This is a genomic window from Mesorhizobium sp. M7A.T.Ca.US.000.02.2.1 (assembly GCF_003996995.1).
Lineage (GTDB): Bacteria > Pseudomonadota > Alphaproteobacteria > Rhizobiales > Rhizobiaceae > Mesorhizobium.
Map to the genome: position 1 here is coordinate 1 of NZ_RZTT01000197.1, position 11,133 is coordinate 11,133.

An 11,133-nucleotide genomic window follows, 5' to 3' on the forward strand; every position below is an offset into this window, starting at 1 on the left:
GGGCAGGGGAGCGCAGCGAAAATACGCCTTTCGCTTCAGCGGCATGGCGCGGTTTCTGCACAATCAGGTCCCGCGGCGCATGATGCAGCCAGGACAGGATGATGACGTGGCTGGCGCGCTCCAGCCCCTGCAGGCCACTTCGGTAAGCTGCGTCGACGGTCAGCACCGCCTTCTGCCCGGTCTCGCGCGCGGCGCGCATGTTCTTCGGGCAGGTTTCGCGCGTCGTCCATGGCGAGGCAATGCGGCCGATGAAGACGATCCCGCCATCAGGCGGCATCAAGGCCGGATCGTTCTCCAGCCTCTGCTCGCCTTCGCGCGCCTCGAACATCTCACGCGTTTCAGTCATGGTCCACGTCTCTTAAAGCGCCACACAAACGGCATTTTCTTGTCCGCAAACGACATTGCGCTTGCAAGGTCTCGAAAATCGACATAAACATATGTTTATATCTTTTCAAAGAGAATACGCTGATGCATGTCTCGCTCGACACTATGGTGGATACGTTAAAGGCGGCGGCCGAATCCAGCCGATTGCGCATACTGGCACTTCTGTCGCGCGGTGACCTCACCGTTTCCGATCTTACCGAAATTCTCGGCCAGTCGCAGCCGCGCGTTTCGCGGCACCTGAAGCTGCTTCTGGAGGCCGGACTGATCGGCCGCTACCAGGAAGGGTCGTGGGCCTTCTTCCGCCTGTCGGATGCGGATTCCGCGCGTGACTTCGTCATGGGGCTGGTTTCCGGCATTCGCGGCGCCGATCCGCAGGTCGAACGCGATCTTGAGCGCTTGGCCTCGGTCAAGCGCAAGCGGCAGGACCGGGCGGTCGCGTATTTTTCCGTGAATGCGGCGAGCTGGGACCATATCCGCTCGCTGCATGTACCGGACCGCGCCGTTGAGGCCGCGATGCTGAAGCTGGTCGGTAAGCGGCCGTTCCAGTCGATGCTCGATCTCGGCACCGGCACCGGGCGGCTGCTCGAAATCTTCTCGCCGCTCTATCGGCGTGGTGTCGGCATCGACATGTCGCGCGAGATGCTGACCGTGGCACGCGCCAATCTGGACAAGGCAGGCGTTTCGAACGCGCAGGTTCGGCAGGGCGACATCTTCGCGCCGCCGGTCGAGCGCGATGCCTTCGATCTCGTCACCATCCATCAGGTGCTGCACTATCTCGACGATCCCGCCCGCGCCATCCACGAGGCGGCGCGGCTTTTGCGTCCGGCCGGACGCCTGGTCATCGTCGATTTCGCGCCGCATGCGCTGGAATTCCTGCGTGAGGAGCACGCGCATATGCGGCTCGGCTTTTCCGACCGGCAGATCGCCGACTGGTTTTCGGAAGCCGGCCTCGATCTTGAAGACAGTCAGGAATTCGAGCCGCGCGGCGGCAACGAGGCCAGGCTCACCGTAAAACTCTGGCTCGGCCGCGATCGGCGCCTCTTGATCGCCGATCCTTCCAACGACCCAAGGCAGATAAGGGAAACCGCCTGATGAACCAGTTCCGCTTTTCCCGCCGCCCCGACATTGGCGACAAGGTCAGGGTTTCCTTCGAATTCTTCCCGCCGAAGACGGACGAGATGGAAGCGAGGCTGTGGGAGACTGTGACGAGGCTGGAGCCGCTGAAGCCGAAATTCGTCTCGGTGACCTACGGCGCCGGCGGCTCGACGCGAGAGCGCACCGCGCGCACTGTAAAGCGCATCCTGACGGAAACCGGTATTCCTGCAGCGGCGCATCTGACCTGTGTCGGGGCAACGCGCGACGAGGTCGACGTGGTCATCCAGGATTACAAATCGATCGGCATCAACCGGTTCGTGGCGCTGCGCGGCGATCCGGCTTCCGGCGTCGGCGAACCGTACCGGCCGCATCCCGGTGGCTACGAGAACGGCGCGGAACTGGTCGCCGGGCTCAAGGCGATCGCCGATTTCGACATCTCCGTCGCGGCCTATCCGGAAAAGCATCCGCAAAGCCCCGATTTCGCCACCGACATCGAGATGCTGAAGCGCAAGGTCGACAATGGCGCGACGCGTGCCATCACCCAGTTCTTTTTCGACAACGATCTCTACGAGCGCTATGTCGAGCGCGTCCGCCGCGCCGGCATCTACATCCCGATCGTGCCGGGTATCCAGCCGGTTCACAGTTTCAAGCAGGTCGCGAACTTTTCCGCGAGGGCGGGCGCGCATGTGCCCGGCTGGCTGGCGGAGCGTTTCGAAGGCCTCGACCGGGACCCGCAGACGCATGCGCTGGTGGCGTCGGCGGTGGCGGCCGAACAGGTGATGGACCTTGTCGAGCGCGGTGTCGGCGATTTCCACTTCTACACCATGAACCGCGCCGATCTGGTCTTTGCCATCTGTCATATGATCGGCATCCGCTCGCACGAGGCGGCGGCCGCCGGATCAGCTGCGGCATGAGAGTGGGTTGAACGACAAAAGGCCGGGAAAAACCCGGCCTTTTGAATTGGTTGGACTATTTGGGTGCTGGTCTTCCCCGCTTTGGCGGTCAGGGAAGGAAGCCCATAATAAGGGCTCCGATAAAGGCGAACGCAGCACAGATCATCAATGCGTTGATAGGCCTCGTAAGTCCCATGACATAGCCTCCTCTTAAAGAGCTATGTCACGGAGTCTAGGTTCATTTGTGCCACAGGCAAGCGGAAAATGTGCTGCATTGCGACGTGATTGTGAAATCCGCGACATGTCTTTTGCCGTTAGGCTTTGAAACTCCTAGGCAAAAACCGGCTTCAGGCCTGTGAATAAAATGTGGCCGACTCGTGTCGCTGCCGTGTCATGGCAGCGCTACCGCTGCGAAAGTCGATTCGACTTTCGCGATGCGGGGGGCAATTGGGTGGTTAAAGCATCCTTTGCGCGTCCAGTGGACGCGCGGCGCTCTAACGTCGGCCGAACAACCGCCCGTCAATGGTGACGAGGCCGAGCGCGATCAGCACCACGCCGCCGCTTTCGAACAGTTCCAGCCGCTCGCCAAGGAACAGGAAGCCGAGCAGCATCGCGCTGGCCGGTACGACAAGCGTGACCAGCGAGGCATTGGTGGCGCCGGCCGAGGCGACGAGGTTGAAATAGAGGATGTAGGCGAAGGCGGTCGACAGCAGCGCCAGTGCCAGCACCGCCGCCCAGACCGGCGGCGAGGCCGAGAACAGGCCGGATGGACCGTAGGTGAAGAGCACGATCGGGATCATGATGATGGTCGATGCCGTCAACTGTCCGGTGGCGATGACCGGCGAGGGCACGCCTTTGAAGCGGCGGGCGACCATCAGCGCGACGGCATAGGACAGCGAAGCCCCGATCAGCGCGAATTTGGCCCAGATCGGGCCGCCGAGCCCGGCAAGCAGGCCGGGGCCGATCATGACGGCCGTGCCGGCGATGCCGAGCGCAATGCCGGCGAGCTTGTTCCAGGACAGCTTTTCGTCCGATGTCAGGGCGTTGGCGAGGATCAACGTCCAGAACGGCGTTGTCGCGTTGAGCACCGAGGCGATGCCGGCTCCGAGCTCCGTCTGGCCGGCGAAGATCAGCGAGAAGGGCACGACATTGTTGGTGAGCGCCAGCAGGAAGAACAGGCCGGCATGCGGAAGCGCGAGGCGAAAGGACGGGCCACGCAGACCGAGATAGATCTGCAGCGCAATCGCGGCGATGGCGACGCGAAACAGCACCAGCACCAGCGGGGGGAGTTCCGCCACCGCGATGCGCGCAAAGAAGAACGAGCCGCCCCAGATCGCGCCGAGCAGCAGGAGTTGCCCCCAATCCTTGAGCACCATCGGCCCGCGTGGTGCGGATGTGGCGGCCATTGCCATGTGAGTCGCCCTCCCAGACGTATGCCAGTCAGGCAGAAGCCATATCCGGTTCGGAGACAAGGGCCACCCGAAACGTGATTGATGGCAAACGCCTGCCGCCAAGACCTAGCGCCCCAGCGTCAGCCGTACGAGACACAGAATTGTTTTCATTAGCCGCTAGCTTGGATTAATTGTGCGCAGGCTAGATCAAGGATTCGTCGATGCAGCGATTCGAGAATGCCCGCGAGGCGGCACTGGCGCTTCGCCCGGACGATCCGGTCTATTGCTTCCGCCCGCAGGTGCTGATGGCGGATGCCAGGCAGTTCATGGGCATGTTCCCGGGCAAGACCGCCTATGCGGTCAAGACCAATGGCGAGCAGATCGTGCTGAAGACCCTGGTCGAAGCCGGCGTCAAGGCTTTCGACGTCGCTTCGCCGGGCGAGTTCGCTGCCGTGCGTGCCGTCTCTCCCGATGCCGAGATGCTCTACATGCATCCGGTCAAGGCGCAGTCGGACATCAAGCTGGCGCTGGAGAAATACGCCATCCGCGTCATTTCGCTGGATCACGAGGACGAGATCACCAAGCTGACGCGAGTGGTGCGGGCACTCGACATCGACCCGGGCTCGATCAGCGTGTTCGTGCGGGTGCAGACCAAGGGCCATGCCGCCTACGAACTGTCGAAGAAATTCGGCGCCGGGCCGGCCTATGCCGTCGAACTGGCCGAGCGGCTGAACCGCACCGGCTACAAGGTTGGCCTGTGTTTCCATGTCGGCAGTCAGATCGAGGATCCCGACACCTATGAGCGGGCACTGGCTTCCGCCGATTGGGTGCGCAACCGGCTGACCTTCGATATTGCCGGGCTCGGCGGCGGTTTCCCCGCCGAATACGGCCATGACCCCAACCGCAAGCAGATCGAGATGCCGTCGCTCGGCCAGATCATGTCGCGGCTTTCGGGCGATCTGAAAGAGTATCAGTTCGACCAGATGCCGCTGGTGGCCGAGCCGGGCCGCGTGATCGTGGCGCGCTGCCTGTCGCTGATCGTGCGGGTGCTGCTGCGCAAGGGCAAGCGGCTCTACATCAATGACGGCATCTGGGCGTCGCTGTCGGATTCATGGACCGGAAAGATCACGCTGCCGGCGCGCTTCATTCCCGATCCTGCGATCCGCTCGCGCAATGGCGAGGAGAAGAACATCGTGCCGTTCAAGGTCTGCGGCGCGACCTGCGATTCCGTCGACATCCTGTCGCGGCCGTTCTGGCTGCCGGAAACGGTCGATACCGGCGACTGGATCGAGATCGGCCATATCGGCGCCTATTCGCTCTCGCTGCGGACCCGCTTCAACGGCTTTTACCCCGACACCTTCGTCGAGGTGACGACGCCGTTCGACGAGGGCGACGCGCCGCAGGGGTTTGCCAGTTTGGAGACAATGGCGGATTAGCGAATAGGGAATAGCCAGTAGCGAATAGGGAAGATTTGCAGAGACAGCAGCAAGGAAGGACTACCTTCTATTCGCTATTCGCTATTCGCTATTCGCTATTCGCTAAAGCTTTGCCAAAAGCTCCGGCGTCGGCCAGCCATCCACCGGCAAGCCTAGCCGCATCTGCTCCTTGCGGATCGCCTCGCGGGTGTTGGTACCCAAAATGCCATCGACAGTGCCGACATCGTAGCCCCTGGCTTCCAGCTTGGTCTGCAGCGCCTTCATCTGCTCGTTGTTGAGGCCGGTCTCGGGATTGCGCGGATCGAACTGTTTTTCTCCCGCCAACCTGGCGGCGAGGTTGGCCGCGGTCAGCGCATAGGTGAAGGACTGGTTCCACTCGAGATAGACGTCGAAATTGTCATAAGCGAGGAAGGCGGGCCCCTTACGGCCCATGGGCAGCGCCAAGCCTGCCTTGAGGCCGTTGTCGACCAGCGGCGCGCCGCTGGGGTAGGTGACGCCCCATTGCGCCCACTGCGACAGCGGCAGCTTGTTGGTGCGACCGGTCTGGTCCCACGGCATGTCTTCGGGCACGCGGACTTCCTGGATCCACGGCTGGTCGCGTTTCCAGCCGCGCGACAGCACTTTGTTGGCGGTGGTCATGATCACATCGGGCACGCTGCCGCGCAGGTCGATCTTGCCGTCGCCGTCGCCGTCGACGCCGCGTGCCAGATAGTCGGAGGGCAGGATCTGCGTCTGGCCGATCTCGCCGGCCCAGGCGCCCGTGACGTTGGCCGGCAGCACGCCGCGATCGATCAATTGCAGAAGCGGTATCAACTGAGGCCGGAACAGTTGCGGGCGGCGGCAATCGTGGGAAAGCGTCACCAGCGCGCTCAGCGTGTGGAAATCGCCCTGCACGGCACCGAAATCGGTCTCCAGCGCCCAGAAGGCGGCGATGATGGGCGCCTGGACACCGAACTGCTGATCGGCACGGGCGAAGACATCGGCGTATTTCTTCAGGTTTGCCGCGCCTTGCTTCAGCCGGTAGGCCGAGATCATGCGGTTGGAGAATTCGACGAAGGTCTGGGTGAAAACGCCCTGGGCGCGGTCGCGTGCCAACACCTTGTCGTCGAAGGTTGCCGCTTCAAGGGCGTCGAGACCCGCTGTACCTACGCCAGCCGCCTTGGCTTCCGCAGCGACGCCCTGCTTCCAGGATTCGAAGTCGCCGCCGCATTCCTGCGCCATCGCCGGCAAGGCCGTGGCGCACAGGGTCAGCGCAGCCGCGAGGACTTTGGAACGCAGTCGCATCAGCTTCCTCTCGAAACGAATAGTGGCAGTTGTTGTGCTCCCCGGAAGCCCAACGCCCTGAATTGCCGGCGGTTGCACTTTTCACCGCTGGCTGTGTCGAAAAGCAGGCGGCAGGCCCGGTGTCAACGGTTCTTGTGCCGCAGCCCCTTATTCCGCCGGCTTCTCTGCCGTTGCACCGGTGTCAACAGTGTTCTGCGGAGCTTCTTATCTCGGACGGACTCGCTGCCGTTGCACCGGTTCAACGGAAGCTCTGCTGGAGTGATTTGATCCATGGCGGTGCTGCCGTTGAACCGGTGTCAACGGGTGTTCTGCCGCAGCCACTTGTTCCAGGTGGCTTCACTGCCGTTGAAGACGTTGATGTCGGCCTTGCCGGTCATGCCCGGAATGATCCCGGTTCCTGTGTACTGCCAGAATGTGAAGGGGTGGCTGCCGTATTTCTCACGTGGATGGCCGGCGACAGAACGCAGCCAGTACGGATAGCCGCGAAACCCCGCCAGGCCGTTGTCGTCGAAGAAGTCGACCGAGGTGTAGATGATCGGCTTCTTGCCGTAGTGGCGTTCGACGATCTCGAGGAAGGTGGTCATCTCCGCACGCACCGTGGCGGCGTCGGGACGCAGCCTGCAGGTCGGCGATTGTGGGTTCCATTCCATGTCGAGGACCGGCGGCATCGCCGAGCGATCGACGGGGACGTTGCGGATGAACCAGCGCGCCTGCACGGCAGCCGGGGTGCAGAAATAGTAGAAGTGATAGGCGGCGCGGGGAACGCCCGTAGCTTTGGTCCGGGTCCAATGCTCGTTGAAGTATTCATCGAAGCGATCGCCGCCCTCGGTCGCCTTGATGAAGGCGAAGGAGATGCCGCTGGCCTTGGCCGCCGGCCAGTCGACCGAGGTCTGGTATTTGGAAACATCGGTGCCGTGGACGGCATAGTTCCACGGCGCGCCGCTCTCCCATTCATGCGGCTTGGAATCGGCAAAGCGCGGCGCCCGGACAGTGACCGTCGGGCTGCTCGACGCCGACGGCGACAGTGGCGAGAGATCGTCTACTGTCGAGCACGCGCCAAGCAGCGCTAGCATAATGAGGCCCGCAAGACGGCGCATCGCAATTCCCGAGCCGGATTCAGCCGGTCGCTGATGGGTCTATACCTGATGGCCGGCTTGTGATTGGGCCCCCTCCGAGCGATCGCCCCACAGCATCGCTCAGCATATCCTGTGATCGCCGATCATGGTTGATAATCCGTTGATGGCGCTCGACAAGCATTGTGATTTGCGGAAGCAATGGCGGCAAATCGATGACATAAGGGGTCGCGCAGGGCTCGGAGGAAATAAATGCGGATCGTCGTCAAGATCGTCAGATGGCTGCTTGGTCTGATCGTGCTGGCGGTCGCCGCGCTGTTTGCGTGGCTATACATCGCGCCGCCCGAATTGATCCGCGTCGGTTCCGGCTATTCGGCCAAGATCGTCTGCTCGAATGTCTTCATCGCCGGCCGGGACGCCAATGAGGTGCTGGCCGTCGACGTGCAGGCGCCTGGGCATCCCCTGCTGCGGTTAATGCGTGTTTCGGTGGACAAGAACAGGGGAACGGTGTCTGCCGGCCTGTTCGGGTTCCTCGGCAAGAGCGTCGCTGTCGCCCGCGACGGGCTTGGCTGCGCTTCGGTTCCGGACGGCGATGTCGGCAAGGCGCGGCGGACCGCGATCCAAGCGGAGCCGTCGGCGGCCACCATGGGCGACCTGTGGCCGGAAGGCGAGCGGGTTGAGGCATCGCAGGATCCGGTTGTTGCCAAACTGCTCGACGATGCGGCGCTGACCGGCACCGGCATGCGGGCGGTGGTGGTGGTCAAGAATGGCCGCGTCGTCGCCGAGCGCTACGGCGCGGGCTTTTCCGCCAAGACGCCGTTGCTCGGCTGGTCGATGACGAAGACGGTGAATGCCGCCATCGTCGGTACGTTGGTCAAGGACGGCAAGATGGCTTTCGACGACAAAAACCTGTTCGCGCCGTGGAAGGCGGACGGCCGCGCCGCCATCAGCCTTGCCGAGATGATGGCGATGTCGAGCGGGCTGGAGTTCAACGAGGATTATGGCGACGTCGCCGACGTCACGCGCATGCTCTATCTCGAACCTGATATGGCGGGCTTTGCCGAATCCAAGCCGCTGGCTGCAGAGGTCGGCAAGGTGTTTTCCTATTCGAGCGGCACGGCGGTGATGCTGTCGCGCCTCTGGCAGGACGCGGTCGGCGACAAGGCCAAGGCGCTGACATGGCCGCGCACCGCCCTGTTCGAGCCGCTTGGCATGCATAGCGCGGTGCTCGAGACGGACGAGCAGGGCACCTTCGTCGGCTCGTCCTATCTTTACGCGACCGCGCATGACTGGGCGCGCTTCGGCCAGTTCCTGCTGCAGGGCGGGGTGTGGAACGGCAACCAGATCCTGCCAACCGGTTTCATCGACTGGATGCGCGAGCCGGCATCCGCCTCGAAGGTCTACGGCAAGGGTCAGTTGTGGATCGAGGCCCCGGGCGATGAGGAAAACCCCGGCGCCGGCGTCGCGGCAGGCCTGCCCAAGGACACGTATTGGATGGAAGGCCATGACGGGCAGACGGTCGCCATCATCCCCTCGGAGCAGTTGGTGGTGGTGCGGCTGGGGCTGACGCCTGCCAAGTTCGGCTACCGGCCGCAGACGATGGTGGGGGCGCTGATCAAGGCGCTGCATTAGCGCGGCGCAAACTCTTGCTATGCAGCTGTCGCCAATGGCTTGGCGCGGTCAACTCGCGCCCGCTCGTCGGGCGAGTTCATGACCTGCCAAAGATCGCTGCGGCGCTGGACGTTCAACCAGAAGTCGGGGCTGTTGCCGAACACCCGCGCCAGAATAAGCGCGGTCGCCGCCGTCACGTTGCGGCGGTCGTTGCACAATTCGTTCACATGCTTGCGCTGGACCCCCATCGCCTCGGCCAAAGCCGCCTGCGTCAGGCCAAGCGGCTGCATGAATTCTTCCGTGAGAATTTCGCCAACCGTTGCCGGCTTGCGTGTGGTCATCAACATGTTCTCACCTCATCTATGGCTGTGGTCGTCGAGATAGATGTCCGACGCCTCACCGCGGCCGCCGTCCCAGCGGAAGATCAGCCGCCATTGCTTGTTGACGCGTATTGAATGGAAGCCTTCGAGAATGCCGCGCAGTTCTCGAAATGATTGCTGGGCGGCACACGCAAATCCTGATCGATCATCGCGTCGTCAATCATCTGGAGCTTGCGGAACAAACGGCTTTCGAGATCGGACGGAATGTTGCGAGAATGGGTGTCTTCCACGAAGAAGGCCCGCAGCCATTCATCCCTGAAGCCGATGATCACCACATGCTTCCATGCATGTGAGATAGTGTACCGCTCTCGGGGTCATAAGGCAACGTTGATCCAACGGATCGTGGCTGCTTCGCCTTTATGTGCCTTTCCCACGGCAATATTCAGGAAGTGATCTTGATAACCGCCAGCCAGGCATAGCCGCGATAAAGCGTGCGGAAACGGAAGCTTGCGCTGGTTCGCCGAGATTCCGATTCCAGCACTTCGCGCAACGATTCACGCGGCGCGACGTGGAATTTTTTCAGCCAGCCGCGCAGCAAGGTCCGGAACCAGCCGGGCAGGCCTTCCTGCTGGCCGAAATCGATGATGTGCAGCGAACCGTTCGGCGACAGGGCGGCAAGCGCTGCCGAGACAGTTTTTTCCCAGCCGGGGATCATCGACAGCGAATAGGACACGAAGACACGGTCGAAGCGTTCGACACCGAAGAGTGCACGGGCATCGAAATCGGTGGCATCGCCCCTTGCCAGCACGACGCGGCCGGACAGGCCCTCGCGGTCGATTGCCTTTCCGGCCGTTTCCAGCATTTCGGCCGAGATATCGAGGCCGTAGAAGCGGGCATCGGGATAGCGGCGGGCAGCCAGGATGATGTTGCGGCCGGTGCCGCAGCCGAGCTCCAGAACGGTACCACCGACAGGCACGTCGAGCCCCGAGATCATTAGGTCGCGGCCGAGCAGGTAGTATTTGCGGGTCAGGTCGTAGATGTGGCGCTGCCAGCGGTAGACGCCGTCCATCAATTCGGCATGGTTGGCAGGCAGCTCGGTGGCGCTCATGCCGCGCGCTTCACGTAGAGGTGGAAGCCACCATAGATGGCCGAGCGGTCGCGGGCTGAAAATTCGCGCGAAGCCTGGTCCCGATAATCCCACTGATCAAGCAGCGAGCTGGAGACGCGGCCCGGCAACAGGCTGGGCTCGGCGGCGGTGCGGAAGATGACGCGGGCGCCGGCCGACGCGGTACGGGTGATTTCCGCCCACAGCGCGTTGAGCTGATCGTCAGTCATCCAGTCCTGCGCATCGAGCAGGACGAAGCGGTCGACGGAGCCTGCATCCTTGCCGGCGAGGAATTCGATCAGATTGGCATGGTGGATGGCGACGCGGCCGACATTGCCGCGGATGGTCTCGTAATTCTGTTTTTCGAGATAGGCGGGCAGGGCGGCCTCGCCGGGGTTCGGATAGCGCCGGGCGAAGGCCTGCCAGGCGAAGTAGTTGTTCTCAAGCGGAAAATCGCAAGCGAGCTTTTCCAGCCGGGCTTTCAGCACGCTGGCCATGGTGCCGTCGCCAGAAGTGATTAGCGAATCGTACTGCGCCGGCG

The 11,133-nt window shown here is 62.7% G+C and carries 11 protein-coding genes and 1 pseudogene; 4 read left to right on the plus strand and 8 right to left on the minus strand.

The window, feature by feature from the left end; all coding sequences use genetic code 11:
* A partial coding sequence (locus EOD15_RS18970) for a TrmO family methyltransferase (RefSeq protein ID WP_185929020.1) occupies window positions 1-346 on the minus strand: 346 nt, incomplete at its 3' end.
* Between the two features lie 122 nt (window positions 347-468).
* On the opposite strand from EOD15_RS18970, the gene EOD15_RS18975 reads away from it, so the two are divergent.
* Both EOD15_RS18975 and metF read left to right on the plus strand, forming a co-directional pair.
* Entirely contained in the window at window positions 469-1,476 is a 1,008-nt protein-coding gene (locus EOD15_RS18975; RefSeq protein ID WP_127321782.1) for a metalloregulator ArsR/SmtB family transcription factor, read from the plus strand.
* Window positions 1,476-2,393, plus strand: coding sequence for a methylenetetrahydrofolate reductase [NAD(P)H] (metF, locus tag EOD15_RS18980; protein ID WP_127321781.1), 918 nt, complete (start codon window positions 1,476-1,478; stop codon window positions 2,391-2,393). The genes EOD15_RS18975 and metF overlap by 1 nt, the downstream gene beginning before the upstream one ends.
* 473 nt (window positions 2,394-2,866) lie before the next feature.
* Here metF and EOD15_RS18985 read toward each other — a convergent pair whose 3' ends face one another.
* Window positions 2,867-3,784 carry a DMT family transporter gene (locus EOD15_RS18985; protein ID WP_127321780.1) on the minus strand — a complete coding sequence of 306 codons (918 nt, stop codon included), beginning with the start codon at window positions 3,782-3,784 and terminating at the stop codon, window positions 2,867-2,869.
* Window positions 3,785-3,984: 200 nt separating this feature from the next.
* Here EOD15_RS18985 and EOD15_RS18990 point away from each other — a divergent pair, with 200 nt between their 5' ends.
* Entirely contained in the window at window positions 3,985-5,199 is a 1,215-nt protein-coding gene (locus EOD15_RS18990; protein ID WP_127408731.1) for an alanine racemase, read from the plus strand.
* A 102-nt stretch (window positions 5,200-5,301) separates the two neighbouring features.
* Here the strand turns inward: EOD15_RS18990 and EOD15_RS18995 are convergent, their stop codons facing one another.
* Complete coding sequence (locus tag EOD15_RS18995) at window positions 5,302-6,483, minus strand: lytic murein transglycosylase (protein ID WP_127408732.1); 1,182 nt, start codon at window positions 6,481-6,483, stop codon at window positions 5,302-5,304.
* 296 nt (window positions 6,484-6,779) lie between these two features.
* On the minus strand, window positions 6,780-7,580 hold the full coding sequence (locus tag EOD15_RS19000) for a GH25 family lysozyme (protein WP_127321779.1): 801 nt from the start codon (window positions 7,578-7,580) through the stop codon (window positions 6,780-6,782).
* 228 nt (window positions 7,581-7,808) lie between these two features.
* Between EOD15_RS19000 and EOD15_RS19005 the strand changes: the two genes are divergently transcribed.
* Window positions 7,809-9,188, plus strand: a complete 1,380-nt coding sequence (locus EOD15_RS19005; protein ID WP_127321778.1) for a serine hydrolase — start codon at window positions 7,809-7,811, stop codon at window positions 9,186-9,188.
* A 17-nt stretch (window positions 9,189-9,205) separates the two neighbouring features.
* Here the strand turns inward: EOD15_RS19005 and EOD15_RS19010 are convergent, their stop codons facing one another.
* The 4 genes and pseudogenes from EOD15_RS19010 to EOD15_RS19025 form a co-directional block, all read right to left on the minus strand.
* A complete protein-coding gene (locus tag EOD15_RS19010; protein WP_127321777.1) occupies window positions 9,206-9,514 on the minus strand; it encodes a HigA family addiction module antitoxin in 309 nt (102 codons plus the stop codon).
* A 9-nt stretch (window positions 9,515-9,523) separates the two neighbouring features.
* A pseudogene (locus EOD15_RS19015) lies at window positions 9,524-9,819 on the minus strand (type II toxin-antitoxin system RelE/ParE family toxin).
* A 110-nt stretch (window positions 9,820-9,929) separates the two neighbouring features.
* The gene (locus tag EOD15_RS19020) at window positions 9,930-10,595 is read right to left on the minus strand and encodes a class I SAM-dependent methyltransferase (protein ID WP_127321776.1); all 666 of its coding nucleotides are present in this window, start codon (window positions 10,593-10,595) and stop codon (window positions 9,930-9,932) included.
* A partial coding sequence (locus EOD15_RS19025; RefSeq protein WP_127408733.1) for a DUF3419 family protein occupies window positions 10,592-11,133 on the minus strand: 542 nt, incomplete at its 5' end. The genes EOD15_RS19025 and EOD15_RS19020, both read right to left, overlap by 4 nt.